Below are 18538 nucleotides of genomic sequence, written 5' to 3'. Positions count from 1 at the left end.
GGATTGGAAGGCGATGGTGATGGGGGCGTAGGGGGGAAGTCCAGATCCAGATGGCGCTCAGCGCTATGCCGGCTGCGCAGATGAGGATGACCGGACGTAGGCCGAGGAATTCGGCGAGGATGCCGCCGGCGAGGCCACCGAGGGCCAGGACGCCCTGCACCGCGAAGGTCACGGTGGCGTTCACTCGGCCGCGGAGTTCTGGGGAGGTTTCGCGAAGGGTGATGGCGCCCATGCAGGTGGCGAAGGCTACGACAATGGCGCCGGTGATCGTGCCCGTCAACGCCAGCGCGGTGAGCTTCCACCAGAGAGGGCCGGTCACGAGGCCTACCGCAAGGATCTCGATGGGGAAGAAGACGACCGAGATGACGAGGACGCGGTTCTCGCCGTAGCGTTTTGACAGCCGTGCCGTGATCCAGGCGCCCAGCAGGCCGCCTACGCCGCTCAGGGTGATGAGGGCGCCGATCAGGGCTTTGGGGATGCTGAGTGTGTTGACCATGTAGAGCATGTAGATGGCCGTGTACGCCATGGCGAAGAAGTTGATCGTGACGCCCGCGCCCAGGAGCGCCCGGAGTACGGGGTGGGTGATGCTGGCCCTCAGGCCTTCCACCACGTCGCGCCACATGCCTCGGGAGGGCGCGGGTTGGTTGCGTTCCGGGGTTCGGATGGCGCGGAGCAGCACCGCCGAGGTCAGGAACGACAATGCCTCCGCCAGTACGGCGAGCGGCGCCGTGAGGATCTGGACCAAGAGGCCGGCCAGACTGGGGCCGCTGACAGAGGCGACCGAGTAGGAGGCTTGGAAGCCGGCCATCGCCTCGGTTCGCTGGGCTGAGGGTACGACCGCCGCTATGTGGGGGAAGTTCGCTGCCCTGAAGAACACCGCGGCTGAGCCGATCACCAGGGCGACGACGATCAACCAGGTGACGTTCAGGAGGCCGAGGAGCCACGCGAGCGGGACCGTGACGGCGACAGCGCACGAGACGAGTTCGCAGGCGATCATCAGTGGCCGGTGCCGGGTGAGCCGGTCGGCGATGGCGCCCGACTGGAGGCCGAACAGGAGAGCGGGCACCGAGGCGGCCGCCGTCAGCAGCCCCATCTGGGAGGGGGAAGCGGTCAGCAAAGTCACCGCGGTCAGCGGGATGGCCAGCTTCGATACCTCCGAGCCGGTCACGGAAATCGTCCGGGCGGTCCAGAGCAGCCGGAAGTCACGTTGCTTTCTGAGGGGGATCGGATCGCTCGGGGACGCGGTCGGCGATGGCAGGCAGGTTGAGGTCATTGATGGAGTGGAGGTCGGGGATGGAGCGGACGCCGCAGATGAGGTGGAGGTCCGGGATGCAGCGGACGCCAGGGATGGAGTGGTAGGGGTGTCGCCGCCGCTGGGGTGGTGGGGAGGCCGGTTCGAAGGCGTTGGGGTCGCGGGTCGGGGACGGTGAGCGCGGAAGTTCTGAAGGGAATGCTTCATAGATGTGAAGGTATCCCTTCATAACTCTGAAGGCAATACTTCATACTTGGTGTGGGTACCTTTGGCACATGACGCGGGACAGTGCGGGGCTCAGCGATCCCAAAGCCATGCGGGCGCTGGCCCACCCGGCGAGGTTGTCGATTCTCAACAGGCTGGGCGTCGAAGGCAGCGCTACCGCGACGGAGGTGGCGGAGAGCGCGGGGATCACACCCAGCGCAGCCAGCTATCACCTGCGGATGTTGGCGAAGTACGGATTCGTCGAGGATGCGCCGCCCCGTGGGGACGGCCGGGAGCGGTTGTGGAAGGCCGTCGACAGGCCGCTCAGCGTCGGCGTGCGGTCCGATGACTCGCCCGATGTTCGGGATGCGAAGGTGCTGGTGATGTCGGCGTTCCGGCGGGAGGCCAACGCGGCGGCCGATCGCGCGCTGGCCAACTTCAGGGAGCCCGAGGAGTGGCGTGACGCGACGCGCTTCAACCGTACGAGGATCAGGGTCGATGCTCAGGAAATGGCGCAGCTGAACGAGGCGATCGAGAAGATCATTGAGCCGTATGTGGCTCTTCGTCGGGGTGAGCAGGACGCGCCGAGCGGGGCCAGGATCGCTGAGGTGCAGGTCAACCTCTTCCCGGTGGAGAAGAGGGCGGCCCCTGGGTTGCCGACCGAGGATCACGACGCGAGCTGAGCCGGAGACGGCGTGCGAGCCGGCCTTTCTGCCGGCAACTCCCCGAATGGGGGTGCGTCGCCCGACGCGGCCGTGGATCGCGTGGGACGCCATCCCCGGGGTGGGAGACTGCGAGTCCCCGGGGTGGGGCGGTGGCTCCTGAACGTGCGTCACCCGTCGCGGCGACGGGACGGTAGTGCTGTTTGGGAGACGCGGCTCCCAGGAACCCGGCGGCGGCGATGAACTGCACCTTGGCGATGGCCGCGACCAGGCGGCGTTTCCGGAACGAGGGGTTTCCGGAACAAGGGAACGTGTGTCGGGGTGGAGTGGGTTTGGTAAGAGCGGGGGGAGATGTGGGGGAGGAGCGGGATGTCCGTTTGACCGTAGACGGTCGGGCTGGGGCGGTGTGGGAGGTAGACTTTTCGGTGGCCTGTGACACAGGCCGACTTCGCATGCCCCACTGCGGACCGCGCCATCGGTCCGGGCCACGGCCCGGCGGGAGCGGTTTCGGGGCATCAGGGCGGTAGACAACGCGCTGCCGCGGCACAACCGAGAACCGCGCCCATCCGCAGGGCGCCAAGACCTGGAGGACCAGCACATGGCCCCCGTCGTCACCATGCGACAGCTGCTCGAGAGCGGCGTTCACTTCGGTCACCAGACCCGGCGCTGGAACCCGAAGATGAAGCGCTTCATCTTCACCGAGCGCAACGGCATTTACATCATCGACTTGCAGAAGTCGCTGTCCTACATCGACCGCGCCTACGACTTCGTCAAGGAGACCGTCGCCCACGGCGGCACGATCCTGTTCATCGGCACGAAGAAGCAGGCCCAGGAGGCAATCTCCGAGCAGGCCGCCCGGGTTGGCATGCCGTACGTCAACCAGCGCTGGCTGGGTGGCATGCTCACCAACTTCTCCACCGTGCACAAGAGGCTGCAGCGCCTGAAGGAGCTCGAGGAGCTCGACTTCGACAACGTCGCGGCCTCGGGGCTCACCAAGAAGGAGCTCCTCATGCGGCGCCGGGAGAAGGACAAGCTCGAGCGTACGCTCGGCGGCATCCGTGACATGGGCCGCGTGCCCAGCGCGGTGTGGGTCGTCGACACCAAGAAGGAGCACATCGCGATCAGCGAGGCCAAGAAGCTTGGCATCCCTGTCGTCGCGATCCTCGACACCAACTGCGACCCCGACGAGGTCGACTATCCGATCCCGGGCAACGACGACGCCATTCGCGCCGTCGGGCTGCTGACCCGGGTCGTCGCCGACGGTGTCGCCGCCGGTCTGATGGCCCGCTCCGGCGCCGCCCGCGGTGACGAGAAGCCGGCCGCCGCGGAGCCGCTGGCCGAGTGGGAGCGCGAGCTCATCGAGCAGGGCACCGGCGAGCGGGCGGCCGACGAGGCCGCGGCTGCTCCCGCGGAGACCGCTGCCGACGAGACCGCCGCCGACGAGGCCGCTCCGGTCGAGGCCGCCGCCCCCGAGGCTGCTCCGGCTGAGGCCGCTGCCCCCGAGGCTCCGGCCGAGGCCGCCGCCGAGGGCGAGACCGAGCAGCAGGCCTGATCACATAGCGATGGCGATGGCAATGGGGGTGACGGTGGCGGTGGGTATACGTGAGTTGAGCGGCCGGCGAGGCGGCTCGGCCAGGTGGCCCGCAGGCGACCGCGATCTCCATTGCCGTCGCTGTCGGCTCGGGCAGGGCTGAGGCCCGCGATCCTGTGGCCACGAACTCGCATCTTTCGGGTGGGGCCGTGGTCGTAGGTCGGGTAAGCAAGGCGATACACCTGAATAAGGCGACACCACCGGTTGCCGGCAGGCGGCCAGGGGACAGGGCCTCCCGGATGATCGGCTGAGCAAGGTGCGCGTCCTGACTGGGCAAACGCCTGAGCCAGGACGGCAAGCCGGGTGAGGCGACACTGGGCACAACCGGTAAGCCGGGGCGAGCGCGTCGGGGCCGATGTGGCCGGGCTGAGGTCCGAGTGCCGGTATGAGGTGGTGGCTGAGCTGAGATGGTAGGCCGAGGCGAGGCTGGGCAGTACGCCGAGCGAAGCAGCGGCGAAGCCGGGCTGACCCGAGCCCCGAGCAGAACGAAGGCTCCTGTACGGTACGCGCCTGCCGTACCGACCCAGGGTGGGTGGCGGATCCCGGTGCCCCCCCGATCCACGATGACGACGAAATCCCACAAGGAAAAAGAGCAATGGCTTCCGTGAACATGGCCGACGTCAAGCGGCTTCGCGAGATCACCGCGGCCGGCATGATGGACTGTAAGAGGGCACTCGAGGAGTCCGAGGGCGACTTCGACCGCGCCATCGAACTGCTGCGCCTCAAGGGCGCCAAGGACGTGGGCAAGCGTGAGGCCCGTACCGCCTCCAACGGCCTCGTCGCGCTCAAGCAGGACGGCGACTCCTCCGCCGCGCTCGTCGAGCTCAACTGCGAGACCGACTTCGTGGCCAAGGGCGAGCGGTTCCAGGAGCTGGCCGGCCAGGTGGTCGACCACGTCCTCGCGACCAAGCCCGCCGATGTGGCGACGCTGCTGGAGTCCACCTTCGACGGCAAGAGCGTCAAGGAGCACCTCGACCTCGCCAACGCCGCGCTGGGCGAGAAGATCGAGATCCGCCGCTTCACGGTGCTGGAGGGCGGCTACATCGGCGCCTACATGCACCGCACCGACCCGGCGCTGCCGCCGGCGGTGGGCGTGCTGGTCCAGCTGGACAAGCCGAACGCCGACGTGGCCAAGGACATCGCGCAGCACGCCGCCGCCATGGCCCCGCAGTACCTCAAGGCCGACTCCGTACCTGCTGAGGTCGTCGAGAAGGAGCGCAAGCTCTTCGAGGAGATGACCCGCGAGGAGGGCAAGCCCGAGGCCGCCATCGGCAAGATCGTCGAGGGCCGCGTCAACGGCTGGTACAAGGACTTCACGCTGCTTCAGCAGGCCTTCGTCAAGGACAACAAGAAGAGCGTGGGCAAGTACGCCCAGGAGAATGGCGTAGAAGTGCTGGCTTTTGTCCGCTTCAAGGTTGGTCAGGCTTAGGCTTGAGCAAGCCCTCAGCCCATCGATCCACCGAATGAAGGAGGCCGCCGCCGTGCAGGACCATCGGGAGTCAGCCCACGAATCCACACGGACGGCGGCTTCCTCATCTCACAACCCGCAAGCTCCGCTCAGGTGGAAGCGGGTGATGCTGAAGTTGTCAGGAGAGGCGTTCGCCGGTAGCGAGCCGCTGGGCATCGATCCGGTGGTCGTCGATCATCTGGCCGATTCGATCACCGAGGCCGTCAAAGAGGGTGTGCAGGTCGCGGTCGTGGTCGGCGGCGGCAACATGTTCCGTGGCGTCACCCTTTCAGAGGGAGGCATCGACCGGGCCAGGGCCGACTACATGGGCATGCTCGGCACGGTCATCAACTGCCTGGCACTGCAGGACTTCCTCGAACGGCGGGGCATCGAGACCCGCGTGCAGACCGCCATCACCATGCAGCAGGTGGCCGAGCCGTTCCTGCCGCGCCGCGCGATCAGGCACCTCGAGAAGGGACGCGTGGTCATCTTCGGCGCCGGGCTCGGCTCGCCGTTCTTCTCCACCGACACCGCGGCATCCCAGCGGGCCCTGGAGATCGGCGCCGAGGCGCTGCTCAAGGGGACGCAGGTGGACGGGATCTATGACTCCGATCCACGGAAAAATCCGGATGCGGTCAGGTTTGACCACCTTGACTACGGCGAGGTGCTGCTCCGCGACCTCGCGGTCATGGACGCGACCGCGATCAGCCTGTGCAAGGACAACGATCTGCCGATCGTGGTCTTCGACCTCATGGGCGAGGGCAACATCCTTCGAGCGGTCCGCGGTGAGAAAATCGGCACGCTGGTGAGTCCCGCAGGCAAATGAGGGAGCGAGCCCGAACCGCCAGCTAGAAGACAGGAGCCGCTGTGATCGACGAAACCCTCCTCGAAGCCGAGGACAAAATGGACAAGGCCGTGTCGGTCGCGAAGGAGGACTTCGCGACCATCCGTACGGGCCGAGTCACACCCTCGATGTTCAACAAGATCAGTGCCGAGTATTACGGCACGCCGACGCCGATCCAGCAGCTGGCGTCGTTCCACGTGCCCGAGGCGCGCATGGTGCTGATCCAGCCCTACGACAAGAGTTCGATGAGCGCTATCGAGCGCGCCATCCGCGACTCCGACCTCGGTGTCAACCCCACCGACGACGGCAACGTGATCCGCGTGACGTTCCCCGAGCTGTCCGAGGAACGCCGCAAGGAGTACATCAAGGTCGCCAGGAACAAGGGCGAGCACGCCAAGGTGTCCATCCGCAACATCCGCCGCTCCGCCAAGGAGATCCTCGACAAGATGATCAAGGATGGCGACGCGGGGGAGGACGAGGTCAGGCGGGCTGAGAAGGAGCTCGACGACGTCACCCAGAAGCACGTCGCCAAGATCGACGAGCTGCTGAAGCACAAGGAAGCCGAGCTGCTCGAGGTCTGAGCGGCGCCGCACGGCCCCCGCCCAGTTGGCGGGGGCCGTGGCTCTTGGAGAACTCTGTGGAAGATAGTACGGCTGGCAGCAGCTCGAGCGGCGGCAGCCGTACCGGAAGGAACCTGCCCGCCGCGATCGCGGTCGGCGTGGTGCTGGGCGCGCTGACCCTCGGCTCCCTCTACACGATCAAGGAGTTGTTCCTCCTGGTGGTCGTGGCCGCCGTGGGCGTCGGCGTGCTGGAGCTGGTCAAGGCGTTCGAGACCCGTGGCATCAAGGTCCCCGCCGTGCCCGTGCTGGCCGGGCTGGTGGCGATGCAGGCGGGGGCGTACTGGGGCGGGACGTTCTGGTTGCTGGCCGCGTTCGCGGGCTTCGCGTTCGTCTTACTGATCTGGCGGATGTTCAGTGACGGCACGGATGGTTATGTACGTGACGCCACGGCTTCGGTGTTCACCCTGTTCTATCCCGCGATGCTCAGCGCGTTCGTGGCACTGCTGCTCAGTGCGGAGGACGGCCACCACCGGGTGGTGATCTTCATCGCGGTGACCGTGGCCAGCGACATCGGCGGCTACATCGCGGGCGTGCTGTTCGGCAGGCACCAGATGACGGTCATCAGCCCGAAGAAGACCTGGGAGGGGTTCGCCGGGTCGGCCGTCGCGTGTACGGCGGTCGGGGCGTGGCTCGTGACCTGGCTGCTCGGCGGCGAGATCTGGCAGGGGGCGCTGATCGGGGCGCTGGGGGCGCTGCTGGCGACGGCGGGCGACCTGATCGAGTCGATGATCAAGCGGGATCTCGGGATCAAGGATCTGGGCTCGATCCTGCCCGGTCACGGTGGCCTGATGGACCGGCTCGACTCACTGGTGGCGACGCTGGTGCCGGCCTGGCTGCTGATGACGATCTTCTTCTAGTCAGTGCTGCTCCTCCAGGGCCTCCGTGGTGACGGGGGACAACCAGAGCCACCGTACGACCTCACCCCCGAACGCAAACCCTGACATGTCGGGCATGTCGGGGGCGTCGGCCAGCATCAGGACCCCCGAATATTGAGGCCCCAGCGGAAACGTCGAAGGCTCGTGATACCACTTCGCCGTGTGCCCGTGGCCGAGCCAGGTGACCGAGTGCCACGGATACTGCGCCAGCCACACCAGCAGCAGCGCGGCGTCCCTGGGGTCCTCGTGGGTGGCCACGGCCAACTCGATCCTGGCGTACGCGCCGGGCCGGTCGATCCACTGCTCGACCGTCGGCATCCGCTGGCAGCTCATCCCCACCGTGGACAACACGGTGAAGTCGCGATCCTGGTGCGGTGGCCGTTCGGTGATCCCGACGGTCGGCAGCCGCTCGCCGCTGGCGTCCCAGTACCGCCCCGCGGGCCCGAGCACCCGGTCCAGGTGCCCCATCACGAACTGCTGGAACGACGGCCACGCCCCCTCCCCATGCCGCCAGCGCCAGTAGGACCTGGCGTTGGAGATACGAGGCCGCAGCCCTTCGAGCGCCTCCGACAACGCCCACGCGAACGGCGACTCGCCCACCGCGTCGCGCGCGTAACCGGGCATGCCCCTGCTCATGTCGGCCCAGCCGGGGATCACCGCCAGCAGGTCGTCGTCCTCGTAGAGTGCGACCCCGTCACCCTCCTCGAACCACAACGGGCTGAGCTGCCCGAGCGGCCGGCGGCCGTCCGGGTGCAGCGTGTTGGCGCGGGGCATCAGCGGCGGGAGCCCGGCGTTGATCCTGGCCAGGTCCACGACGGCGGGGGCCGGGCGGTGGTTGGCCAGCCAGACGGCCCCGTGGACCGTGCCGTCAGGCGAGCACAGGTAAGCTACCGAGGAGTCCTCGTCCCGCTCGACGACGAGCGTCCGGCTGCCGTACGGATTGCCGGAGGCAAGAACGACCTCGGCGCCACCCTCGCCAGATGCCGACCGAAAAATCGCCATACGTGAGCACTGTAGATCGGGTGGAGACCATGACGCGAGCCGTACCGTGCCCAGGAATTCCACCTCCGATCCGAACGTTCACTACCCTGGCCGACATCCCTTCAAGCAAAGGCAGCAACGTGTCCCAGCCCCCAGGTCAGCTCACCTTCGTCGGGCCCCGGCGGGCCAGGCCCGCACGGCACCTGGCCGACCTGTCGATGGCCGACCGGCGGGCCGCGGTGACCGAACTGGGCGAGAAGGCGTTCCGTGCCGACCAGCTCTCGCGCCACTACTTCGAGCGCCTGACCACCGACGTCGGCGCGATGACCGACCTTCCCGCGGCGGCCCGCGAGAAGCTCGCCACGCTGCTGCCCGACCTGCTCACCCCGGTCAAGGAGCAGACCACGGATCGCGGCACCACGCGCAAGACGCTGTGGCGGCTCTTCGACGGGGCGCTCGTCGAGTCGGTGCTCATGCGTTATCCCGACCGGGTCACCATGTGCGTGTCGTCGCAGGCCGGCTGCGGCATGAACTGCCCGTTCTGCGCCACCGGACAGGCGGGCCTGACCCGCAACATGTCCACGGCGGAGATCGTCGAGCAGGTCGTGGCGGGCGCCCGCGCGCTGGCGGCCGGTGAGGTGCCCGGCGGGCCAGGGCGGGTGAGCAACGTCGTGTTCATGGGCATGGGCGAGCCGCTGGCCAACTACAAGCAGGTGATCGGCGCCGTGCGCCGCCTGGTGGAGCCGGCGCCGGACGGGCTCGGGATCTCCGCCCGCGGTGTCACGGTCTCCACGGTCGGGCTGGTGCCCGCCATCGGCAAGCTCGCCGACGAGGGGCTGCCGGTCACGCTCGCGCTGTCGCTGCACGCGCCCGACGACGAGCTGCGGGACACGCTGGTGCCGATCAACACGCGGTGGAAGGTGGCCGAGGTGCTCGACGCCGCGTGGGCGTACGCGGCGCGGACCAAGCGGCGGGTCTCCATCGAGTACGCCCTCATCAAGGACATCAACGACCAGGAGTGGCGGGCCGACCTCCTGGGCAAGCTCATCAAGAACAAACTGGTGCACGTCAACCTGATCCCGCTCAACCCGACTCCCGGGTCGAAGTGGACGGCTTCGCGGCCGGAGGATGAGCGGGCGTTCGTGCGGCGGCTGGAGTTCCACGGGGTTCCTGTGACGGTCCGGGACACGCGCGGGCGCGAGATCGACGGCGCCTGCGGCCAGCTCGCCGCCGCCGAATAGGCCCGCGCCTCGTCCGGAGCGTGCTGGTTACAGTCTGCGGCGCAGCCACACGTAGGCGGTCAGGCCGAGCAGGCACCACAGCAGTGAGATGCCGCCGAGCTGGGGCAACTGGTCGAGGAGTTGGCCGGCGTTCGCGGCCCGCATCCAGGGCAGGAGCGGGATGGTGAGCCAGTAGAGTGACGAGGCGCTGAGCAGCAGCATCGCCAGGAAGCCGAGCAGCAGGGCCATGATCGAGATGGCCGGTGACGGCAGGATCACGCGGCTGGTGAGGGCGCCGAGCGCGGTTCCGGCCAGCGCGGCCAGGCCGTGCAGGAGGAGGACGGCGGTCAGCACGCCCGGCGACGGTGACTGGGTCACGCCGAGCAGCAGGGCCCAGCCGAGGGCCACCGCCGAGAGCGCGGCACACGTCGCGAACGCCGCCACCAGGCCCGCCGCCACCTCCCTGCCCCGGCCGCCCACCTGGATCGCGGACATCTCCCGCTGCCGGTCGGGCTCGGTGTCGAGCAGGCTCCTGCTCGCCCACGCCAGGATGGGGATGATGAGTACGGCGCCGTCCGTGAGAACGGCGGCCTCCGTGCCCCTCGGCGCCCGGCTTCCGTAGACGATCGCGAGCATGGCCAGGGCCAGCAGGAGCGCCTGGTACACGCGATGGGACCGGACGTAGGCGGCCATGCGGAAGGTGGCCAGGGCGATCAACCGGTCTCCTCGATCTCGCGGGCCTGGTAGCCCTCGTCACGCATCCTCGCCAGGAAACCCGGCAACTCCTCCACGGGCAGCGTCACGGCCACCGTGGCCCGCACCCGACCCACCACGTGGCGGTCCCGCGGATCTCCGGGCACACCGTCCAGCGCTCGGTCCACCACACCCTCCCGCGGCTGGTCCGTGCCCTCATGACGGCCCGCCATGCGCTCCTGGGGGGCCGTGCCGTCCTGAGGGTGGCTCTCCGTGGATTCCTCCTCGGGGCGGGCGGAGGTGCCTTCTTTGAGGTGGCCGTCGACGACGGACCATTGGCGGACGGCGGGGAGGGCGCGCAGGCCGCCCTGGTGGTCGCTGGCGATGACGATGCCCCCACGAGCCGCCACCTCGGTCGCGATCGCGGGCAGCGTCTCACGGGTGTCCGCGTCGAGTCCGGCGAACGGCTCGTCCAGGATCAGCAGCCCCGGCTCGGCCATCAGCGCCTGGGCCAGGCCCACCTTGTGCGCGCTGCCCTTCGACAGGTCGCTCAGCGCGGTGTCGAGGAGGTGGCCCATGTTCAGGCGCTCGGCCCACGGCTCCCAGCGGGCGCCGCCGCGTACCCGGGACATGTGCCGCAGGTACGCCGTCACGGTGAACGGCTGGGCGGTGGGAAAGCGGTCGGGGGCGAAGCCGACCACCTCGGGCCGGTCGGCGATCGTGCCCGTCGTCGGCCGGGTGAGACCCGCGAGGAGGCGGAGCAGGGTGGACTTGCCCGCGCCGTTCACCCCGCTCAGTTCGATCACGTCGCCGGGCGTGAGGCAGGCGTCGGCCTCCTCGATGACAAAAGGGTCATGCCTTCGGTAGCGGAAAGAGACCTTGGTCAGTCGCATGGTGCTGTAACGGTATATGTCAGGTCGCATGGCCGTGATAAAGAGCCTCACAATAGAGGTACCCCAGCCATGTATTCAGGAGGAGTGAGGCTTGAACCGCTTTCCGCGCGTCATGGGCATGCGTTCAGGCTATGACCCCGTGGAAGTCGACGCCCTCATCGGGCGCATCGAGTCGACACTGGGCCGAGGCTCGCACGCGTTGGACCCCGTGACGGCCGACGAGGTTCGCGGGGCGACGTTCCGGACCAGGCGCGGCGGCTATCAGGAGACCGCGGTCGACTTCGCCCTGGAAGCCTTCGTGGTGGCGCTGGAGACCCAGGCCAAGCGGCCCGTACGCCTGGCCATGGCCGAGCCCACGGGCGAGATGCTCCGCGAGGCGTGGTTCGAGACCCAGGCGGCCCGCGTCGAGCGGGTGGGCTTCCGCTCAGGCCGCATGGGCACCGGCTACAACGAGGACGAGATCGACGCCTTCCTCGACCGGATCGTGGCCACCCTGCGCGGCACGACCGACTTCCCCGTGTCGGCGAAGGACGTGCGCGAGGCGAAGTTCTCCACGGTCCTGCTGAGGACCGGCTATCTGATCGCGGACGTGGACTCGTTCCTCGCCGGTATCGCCGACGTGCTGGAACAGCGCGGCTAGCCACCGTGCGGCCGATCACCCGGAGGCCCGGCAGCGCGGCTGGTCACCCGGATGTCCCAGCCGTTCGGCCAGTCACCCGAAGGCACCAGCCGTGCGGCTCTAGTCGCGCGGGTGTCCGACGGCGGCCGGCAGTCCGCGCAGGTCGGGCAGGGTTCGCTGGATGATCGACTCGTCCGCGGGCCGCTCGCCGAGCCGGTTGATCCACACGCGGCGGATGCCGAGGCGATGCGCCGGCACCATGTCGTGGACGTAGCTCTGCGCCACGTGCACCCACGCCTCCGGTTCGTGCGCGCGCTGGAAGAGGTCGAAATGCGCGTCGGCCGGTTTGTACGCCCCCGCGTCCTCCGCCGTGACCACCGCCTCGAACGGCACCCGCAGCCGCCGCAGCGTCTCGGCGACGAGGTCGCGGTCGCAGTTGGTGAGCAGCGCCAGGTTCCAGCCGTCCGCCCGCAGCGCCGACAGCTCGCTCTGGACCTCGGGGAACACCGGCCAGTACGGCAGCGTGGCGGCCAGCACGAAGGCGTCGTCGTGATGCAGCGCCACCTGTTCCTCCGCGCAGGCCCGGCGCAGCGCCTCGGCCAGCACGAGCCGGTAGCGCAGCGTCGGCGCCTCGGTCTGCACGGCCTGCTCATGCCTGTTGTACGCCTCCAGCAGCCGCGCCCCCTGACCAGGGGCGATCAGCTCGGTGCCGGTGCGGATGCCGTGCCGCCAGTCGACCAGAGTTCCGTAGCAGTCGAACGTTACCCATCGCATGATCCCATCATGCGATGCGCGGCGTGATCAGGCACGCACCGGAGTCGCTCCGGTGGCGGGGCGGCGCAGCAGCGCGACGATCACCGACGTCACCGGCGCGGCGAGGAACGCGCCGGCGATGCCCGCGATCACGCTGCCCACCGTGATGGCCACCAGGATGATCGCCCCGGGCAGGTGCAGGGCCTTGCCGTAGACCTGGGGCGCCAGTACGTGACCCTCGATCTGCTGCACCGCCACGGTCACCGCGACGACGATCAAGGCCACCAGCCATCCCTTGGCCACGAGCGCCACCACCGCCGCCAGCAGGCCCGCCAGGAACGCCCCCACCACCGGCAGGAACGCCCCCACGAACGTCAGCACCGCCAGCGGCAGCGCGATCGGCACGCCGAGGATCCACAACGCCATCCCGATGAAGAACGCGTCCACCGCCCCCACGATCGCGACCCCGCGGATGTAGCGGCCGATCACGGAGAAGATCAGGTGACCGGTCTCGGTGAGCCGCGTCCTGCCGGCGGCCGGGGCGAGGTCAACGAGCCAGCGGAAGAGCCGGTCGCCGCCGTGCACGAAGTACACCGACAGGATGACGGCCAGAATCGCCCCGACCATGATCTCGCCCACGGTCCTGACCCCGGCCAGCGCCCCTGTCGTGATCGTCCGCCCCTGGCCGGACAGGTATTCCCTGGCCTGCGTGACGAGCTGCTGGTCGTCGAGCCCCAGCCGGACCGTGAAGTCGTGCAGGTCGTCGAGCACCTTGCCGACGCTGTCGCGCAGCTGCGCCAGGCTGTCGACCGTGGGCGGCACCAGCAGCACGGCCAGGCCCGCGAACACCAGGAGCCCGCCCGCGAAGACGATCGCGGTGGCCAGGGCGCTGTTCAGACCGAGTGACCTGAGCAGACGGGCCGGGGGCAGCAGCAGAGCCGTGATGAACACGCCGATGATGATCGAGATGACCACCGTGCGCAGCTGGTAGAGGCAGAAGCCGGCCACGGCGATGAGCGCCAGCCAGCCCAGCACCCGCCACGGCCTCATCCCTGCCCCCAATCATGCCTGGTCAGAGGCGTTCCCTCAGGTGATCGCGGGCAACCCTGCTCAGGTCGGCGGGGGCGAACTCAGGCCGGGGTGAGGTGACCCTGGTCAGGTCGGCGGGGGCGAATCTCAGGCGGGGTGAGGTGACCCTGGTCAGGTCGGCGGGGTGAGGTGGGGGTGCTGGGCGCGCTTGCTCGACATGTACGCCTCCCGCGCCGCGTACGTGGTGCTCGTCGTGCCCACCTGCGCCACGGGCACGTCCCACCAGGCCTCGGACGACGGCGCATCGTCGGCCATGGGGTCGGTGCGCACATAGATGACCGTCGTCTCCGTCGCCGAGCGGGCCGTGTCGAGCGCCTTGCGCAGGTCGGAGACCGACTCGGGGCGCAGCACTGTGGCGCCGAGGCTGGCCGCGTTGGCCGCCAGGTCGACGGGCAGCGGGCCGCCGTCGCCGCGGTAGGCGTACGACGTGCCGAGGCGTTCGGCGCCGACGCTCTCCGACAGGCGGCCGATGGAGGCGAAGCCGGAGTTGTCCACCAGGACGACGACCAGCTTGATCCGCTCGGCCACCGCCGTGACCAGCTCCTGGGCCATCATCAGGTAAGACCCGTCGCCCACCAGGACGAACACCTCGCGCTCCGGTGCCGCCATCTTGACGCCCAGGCCGCCCGCGATCTCGTAGCCCATGCAGGAGTAGCCGTACTCGACGTGGTAGCTGCCCGGGCCGCTCGGCCGCCAGAGTTTGTGCAGGTCGCCGGGCATCGAGCCGGCCGCGCACACCACCACGCCGTCGTCGCCCGCCGCCGCGTTGACCGCGCCGATCACCGCGGACTGCGGCAGCGGCGAGCCCTCCAGCGCGTACGCCGCGTCGACGGCCGCGTCCCAGGCCCCGGTCAGCTCGACGGCCCGCTCCCGGTAGCCGGCCGGGGCGCTCCAGCCGGCGCACGCCTCGGTCAGGTCGGCCAGGCCCTCACGGGCGTCGGCGACCAGTTGCAGGCCCGACAGCTTGGCGGCGTCGAAGGAGGTGATGTTGAGGTTCACGAACCGGGCGTCCACGGCGAAGATCGTTCTGGAGGCGGTGGTGAAGTCGCTGTAGCGGGCGCCGACGCCGATGATCACGTCGGCCTCGCGGGCCAGCGCGTTGGCGGCCGTGGTGCCGGTGGCGCCGATCGCGCCCAGCGCGAGGGGGTGGCCGTACGGGAGCGCGCCCTTGCCGGCCTGCGTCTCGGCGACCGGGACGCCGTACGTCTCGGCGAAGATCCGCAGTTGTTCCGTGGCCTCGCTGTAGATCGTGCCGCCGCCCGCGACGATCAGCGGGCGCGCGGCCGTCCTGATCACGTCGGCGGCGCGGGCGAGGGCCGAGCGTTCCGGGCGCGGCCTGGCGATGTGCCACACGCGGCGGGCGAACAGCTCGTCCGGCCAGTCGAACGCCTCCGCCTGCACGTCCTGCGGCAGCGCCAGCGTCACCGCGCCGGTCTCGGCCGGGTCGGTGAGCACCCGCATGGCGGCCAGGAACGCGGACGGGAGCTGCTCGGGACGGTTGATCCGGTCCCAGAAACGGGAGACCGGCTTGAAGCAGTCGTTGACGGAGATGTCGTACGATCGCTGGTCCTCCAGTTCCTGGAGCACCGGTCCCGCCACGCGGGTGGAGAAGATGTCGCCGGGCAGCAGCAGGACGGGCAGCCGGTTGATCGTCGCGCCCGCCGCACCGGTGATCATGTTGGTCGCGCCTGGGCCGATCGAGGTCGTGCAGGCCAGCGTGGCCAGGCGGTTGCTCGCCCGCGCGTACGCGGCCGCCGTGTGGACCATCGCCTGCTCGTTGCGGCTCAGGTGGTAGGGCAGGTCCTCGGTGGAGGTGGCCAGCGCCTGGCCGAGACCGGCGACGTTGCCGTGGCCGAAGATGCCCGCGCAGCCGCCGAAGAACCTGCGCTCCACGCCGTCGCGCTCGCTCCACTGCCGGGCGAGGAAGCGTACGACGGCCTGCGCGACGGTCAAGCGGATCATGTAGTCCTCCCGAACGGCAGTCTGGGGTCGATGAGCTGATCGTCCCAGGACGAGCGGATCCAGGTGTGGCGGGGGTCGTCGCAGAACGCCATCGAACGCTGCTCCGCGGGTCCGGCCAGGACGTTCAGGTAGTAGAGGTCGTAGCCGGGGGCGGCCATGGAGGGCCCGTGGTAGCCGTATGGGACGAGGACGACGTCGCCTGAGGAGACCTCGGCGAGGGTGTCGATCTGGCCGCGTTCTGAGGAGTAGACGCGCTGGTAGCCGAGGCCCCGGCCGGCCACCTCGAAGTAGTAGATCTCCTCGAGCACGGCCTCGCCCGGGTTGTCGGTGTCGTGCTTGTGCGGCGGGTACGACGACCAGTTGCCCCCCGGCGTGAGCACCTCGACGGCCATGAGCTTGTCGCAGTCGAAGACGCCGGGGGCGCAGAAGTTGTTCACCTGGCGGCTGGCCTGGCCCGCGCCCCTGAGCTCCACGGGGACCTCGGCGGCGGAGACGTGACGCGGCTCCAGGGCGCGGGTGGCGCGGGCCGAGGGCAGCGCGATCCGTCCGGTCCCTTGGAGGGTCACCTGCGCAGAAATCGGGATATAGGCGAAATCTGAGGGGCCGTCGAACACCGACGCCCGGCCGGCCAGCTCGAACGTCCTGGCCCGGCCGCCGGCCGTGACGGTGACCGTGCAGGAGCCCGCCAGCGGGAGGACGAGCATCTCCTCGTCGTCCGTGCCGAGGGACACCGGGGCGTCCGTCAGGTCGGCCACGCGCAGGCCCGAGTAGGTCCAGCCGGCCGCGGACGGGGTGATCTCCACCGACCAGGGGCCGTTGGCGGCCTTGCCGTACGGAAGGTAGGTCATGCGCGGGCCTCTCGTACCAGTGCGGCGGCGCCGTCCACCGCGGTCGCCACGTCGTCGTCCGGAGGGTAGAGCAGGGCGCGGCCGACGACGAGCCCCCGCACGCCAGGCAGGGTCAGGGCGCGGTGCCAGTCGGCGTAGGCGGCGTCGATGTCCGGCGGGTCGCCGCCGAGGAGCAGGGCGGGCAGCGTGGTGGCGGCCATGACGCGCTCCATCTCGGCCACCGCCGGGATCTTGAGCCAGGTGTAGGCCGAGGTGACGCCGAGGGCCTGGGCGATGCTGATGGCCCGGATGACCGCGTCAGGCGAAAGGTCGTTGCGTACGGCCCCGGATTCGGACCGGAGCGACCAGAACGGCTCCACCATGGCCACCAGGCGCCGCCGGGCCAGGTCCGTGACCGCGTGGGCGCACGACTCCAGGGTCGCCACCGTCGCGTGGTCGGCCGGGTCGATGCGGCAGAGCATCTTGCCGCCGTCCAGCCGCATGGCGTCGATCGAGGCGGCGTCGAAGCCCGTGAAGCGGTCGTCCATCTCGAACACCGAGCCCTGCAGGCCGCCCCTGTTCATGGAGCCGAAGGCCAGCCTGCCCTCCAGCGCCCCAAGCAGGATCAGGTCCTCCAGCACGTCGGGTGTGGCCAGAATGCCGTCGACGCCCGGCCTCGACAGCGCCACCTGGAGCCGGTCGAGCAGGTCGGTGCGGCTGGCCATGGCCAGCGGGCGGTCGCGTACGGCCAGGGAGCCGCGGGCCGGGTGGTCGGCGGCGATGATCAGCAGGCGCTCCCCCTCGGCGGGCAGGCCGCGCCGCTCCCGCCGGGCCGCGGCCGCGGCGATCTCCTCCGGCCTGGTGGCGCGGATGTGGGTGAGTCGCTCGTAGCCGGCGGTCCTGGGCAGCGTGATGTCGCTCAAGAGGGCACCCCGTTTCCCAGCAGGTCCTCCACCTCGGCGGTGGTGGGCATGGCGTCCGCGCAGGCCAGGCGGGCGGCCACGAAGGCGCCCGCGGCGTTGGCGAACCGGATCGTCCGCTCCAGCGGCCATCCGCGCAGCAGCCCCAGGCAGACGGCGCCGCCGAACGCGTCGCCCGCACCGATCCCGTTGACCACCTTCACCTCCACAGGCTCCACCACGGTGCTCTCCTCAGAGGTACGCGCGAAAACCCCCTCGGGGCCCATCTTGACGATGGCGACCTTCACCCCGGCGACCAGCAGCGCCCGCGCGGCGGCCTCCGGGTCGCGTACGCCGACCGCGGTCTCCACCTCCTCCAGGTTGCCGACGGCGACGTCCGCGTACGGCAGCGCCCGCTGGGCCGCCTCGTGGGCCGCCACCCGCGACTCCCACAGCGTGGGCCGGTAGTCGAGGTCGAACACCGTCCACCCGGATCCGCGCGCGGACCTGCGTGCCGACCTGCGTGCCGACAGGGCGGCGGCGTGGGCCGAGGCGCTCGGCTCCTTGCTCAGGCCGGTCAGCGAGAACCAGAAGAGCCGCGCCGCGCCGATGGCGTCGAGGTCCAGGGAGGACGTGGAGATGCGCAGGTCAGGCGGATGCTCACCGCGGTAGAAGTAGATCGGGAAGTGGTCCGGCGGGAAGATCTCGCAGAACGTGACGGGCGTCGGCGGTCCCTCGATGGTGCTCACGTAGGCGTCGTCCACGCCGAACCCCCGGATCGCCCTGCGTACGAACTCTCCGAAGGGGTCGGCTCCCACGGCGGTGATCACAGCGGGGCGCAGACCGTGGCGGGCCGCCGCGACGGCGACGTTGGTCGGGCTGCCGCCGAGGAACTTGCCGAACGTCTCGACGTCGGCCAGGCCGACGCCGGTCTGCAGCGGATAGACGTCGACGCCGCTGCGGCCGATCGTGATCAGGTCGTACAACGCACCTCCAGGGATGGAGCTTACTTCGTCACTATGGCATATTGTCATGACATTCGGATGTCCACTACGTTACCTAACGTGCCCCGACACGAAAGCCTCGGTACGCATCTCGCATGGTGCC

General features: G+C 69.6%; 19 protein-coding genes. 9 read left to right on the top strand and 10 right to left on the bottom strand.

The window, feature by feature from the left end:
- A partial coding sequence (locus tag ITP53_RS09120) for an MFS transporter (protein ID WP_236050626.1) occupies positions 1 to 1195 on the bottom strand: 1195 nt, incomplete at its 3' end.
- Here ITP53_RS09120 and ITP53_RS57145 point away from each other — a divergent pair.
- From ITP53_RS57145 to ITP53_RS09090, 7 genes are all read left to right on the top strand, one after another.
- Positions 1137 to 1430 carry a hypothetical protein gene (locus ITP53_RS57145; protein WP_236050627.1) on the top strand — a complete coding sequence of 98 codons (294 nt, stop codon included), beginning with the start codon at positions 1137 to 1139 and terminating at the stop codon, positions 1428 to 1430. The two genes, ITP53_RS09120 and ITP53_RS57145, sit on opposite strands and share 59 nt — an antisense overlap.
- Before the next feature lie 97 nt (positions 1431 to 1527).
- Complete coding sequence (locus tag ITP53_RS09115) at positions 1528 to 2139, top strand: ArsR/SmtB family transcription factor (protein ID WP_195894876.1); 612 nt, start codon at positions 1528 to 1530, stop codon at positions 2137 to 2139.
- A gap of 577 nt (positions 2140 to 2716) precedes the next feature.
- On the top strand, positions 2717 to 3670 hold the full coding sequence (rpsB, locus tag ITP53_RS09110; protein WP_195894875.1) for a 30S ribosomal protein S2: 954 nt from the start codon (positions 2717 to 2719) through the stop codon (positions 3668 to 3670).
- 634 nt (positions 3671 to 4304) lie between these two features.
- Positions 4305 to 5138 (top strand): translation elongation factor Ts, encoded by an 834-nt coding sequence (gene tsf / locus ITP53_RS09105; protein ID WP_195894874.1) that lies wholly within the window; start codon positions 4305 to 4307, stop codon positions 5136 to 5138.
- Positions 5139 to 5283: 145 nt separating this feature from the next.
- Positions 5284 to 5982 (top strand): UMP kinase, encoded by a 699-nt coding sequence (gene pyrH / locus ITP53_RS09100; protein WP_236050613.1) that lies wholly within the window; start codon positions 5284 to 5286, stop codon positions 5980 to 5982.
- A 41-nt stretch (positions 5983 to 6023) separates the two neighbouring features.
- Positions 6024 to 6581, top strand: coding sequence for a ribosome recycling factor (frr, locus tag ITP53_RS09095; RefSeq protein ID WP_195894872.1), 558 nt, complete (start codon positions 6024 to 6026; stop codon positions 6579 to 6581).
- 56 nt (positions 6582 to 6637) lie between these two features.
- The gene (locus tag ITP53_RS09090) at positions 6638 to 7477 is read left to right on the top strand and encodes a phosphatidate cytidylyltransferase (RefSeq protein WP_195894871.1); all 840 of its coding nucleotides are present in this window, start codon (positions 6638 to 6640) and stop codon (positions 7475 to 7477) included.
- Here the strand turns inward: ITP53_RS09090 and ITP53_RS09085 are convergent, their stop codons facing one another.
- Positions 7478 to 8497: a suppressor of fused domain protein gene (locus ITP53_RS09085; RefSeq protein WP_195894870.1), complete on the bottom strand. Its 1020-nt coding sequence runs from the start codon at positions 8495 to 8497 to the stop codon at positions 7478 to 7480.
- A 119-nt stretch (positions 8498 to 8616) separates the two neighbouring features.
- Here ITP53_RS09085 and rlmN point away from each other — a divergent pair, with 119 nt between their 5' ends.
- Complete coding sequence (rlmN, locus tag ITP53_RS09080; protein WP_195894869.1) at positions 8617 to 9717, top strand: 23S rRNA (adenine(2503)-C(2))-methyltransferase RlmN; 1101 nt, start codon at positions 8617 to 8619, stop codon at positions 9715 to 9717.
- Positions 9718 to 9744: 27 nt separating this feature from the next.
- Here rlmN and ITP53_RS09075 read toward each other — a convergent pair whose 3' ends face one another.
- Positions 9745 to 10413, bottom strand: coding sequence for a hypothetical protein (locus ITP53_RS09075; protein ID WP_195894868.1), 669 nt, complete (start codon positions 10411 to 10413; stop codon positions 9745 to 9747).
- A complete protein-coding gene (locus tag ITP53_RS55890) occupies positions 10410 to 11282 on the bottom strand; it encodes an ABC transporter ATP-binding protein (RefSeq protein WP_236050612.1) in 873 nt (290 codons plus the stop codon). Before ITP53_RS55890 ends, ITP53_RS09075 begins: the two co-directional genes overlap by 4 nt.
- 91 nt (positions 11283 to 11373) lie before the next feature.
- Between ITP53_RS55890 and ITP53_RS09065 the strand changes: the two genes are divergently transcribed.
- The gene (locus tag ITP53_RS09065; RefSeq protein ID WP_195894866.1) at positions 11374 to 11922 is read left to right on the top strand and encodes a DivIVA domain-containing protein; all 549 of its coding nucleotides are present in this window, start codon (positions 11374 to 11376) and stop codon (positions 11920 to 11922) included.
- Between the two features lie 99 nt (positions 11923 to 12021).
- Here the strand turns inward: ITP53_RS09065 and ITP53_RS09060 are convergent, their stop codons facing one another.
- The 6 genes from ITP53_RS09060 to iolC all read right to left on the bottom strand — a co-directional run bounded on the left by ITP53_RS09060 (position 12022) and on the right by iolC (position 18417).
- Positions 12022 to 12675, bottom strand: coding sequence for an HAD-IA family hydrolase (locus ITP53_RS09060; RefSeq protein ID WP_195894865.1), 654 nt, complete (start codon positions 12673 to 12675; stop codon positions 12022 to 12024).
- A 27-nt stretch (positions 12676 to 12702) separates the two neighbouring features.
- On the bottom strand, positions 12703 to 13704 hold the full coding sequence (locus ITP53_RS09055) for an AI-2E family transporter (protein ID WP_207755703.1): 1002 nt from the start codon (positions 13702 to 13704) through the stop codon (positions 12703 to 12705).
- Positions 13705 to 13854: 150 nt separating this feature from the next.
- A complete protein-coding gene (gene iolD / locus ITP53_RS09050; protein ID WP_195894864.1) occupies positions 13855 to 15705 on the bottom strand; it encodes a 3D-(3,5/4)-trihydroxycyclohexane-1,2-dione acylhydrolase (decyclizing) in 1851 nt (616 codons plus the stop codon).
- Positions 15702 to 16553, bottom strand: coding sequence for a 5-deoxy-glucuronate isomerase (iolB, locus tag ITP53_RS09045; protein WP_195894863.1), 852 nt, complete (start codon positions 16551 to 16553; stop codon positions 15702 to 15704). The genes iolD and iolB overlap by 4 nt, the downstream gene beginning before the upstream one ends.
- Positions 16550 to 17455 carry a Cgl0159 family (beta/alpha)8-fold protein gene (locus ITP53_RS09040; protein WP_236050611.1) on the bottom strand — a complete coding sequence of 302 codons (906 nt, stop codon included), beginning with the start codon at positions 17453 to 17455 and terminating at the stop codon, positions 16550 to 16552. The genes iolB and ITP53_RS09040 overlap by 4 nt, the downstream gene beginning before the upstream one ends.
- The gene (gene iolC / locus ITP53_RS09035) at positions 17452 to 18417 is read right to left on the bottom strand and encodes a 5-dehydro-2-deoxygluconokinase (RefSeq protein WP_207755702.1); all 966 of its coding nucleotides are present in this window, start codon (positions 18415 to 18417) and stop codon (positions 17452 to 17454) included. The genes ITP53_RS09040 and iolC overlap by 4 nt, the downstream gene beginning before the upstream one ends.
- Positions 18418 to 18538 lie beyond the last annotated feature (121 nt).

This window comes from Nonomuraea cypriaca (assembly GCF_015645445.1).
In the GTDB taxonomy this organism is placed as follows: Bacteria; Actinomycetota; Actinomycetes; order Streptosporangiales; family Streptosporangiaceae; genus Nonomuraea; species Nonomuraea cypriaca.
This window is presented reverse-complemented; position numbering and strand designations above follow the sequence as displayed.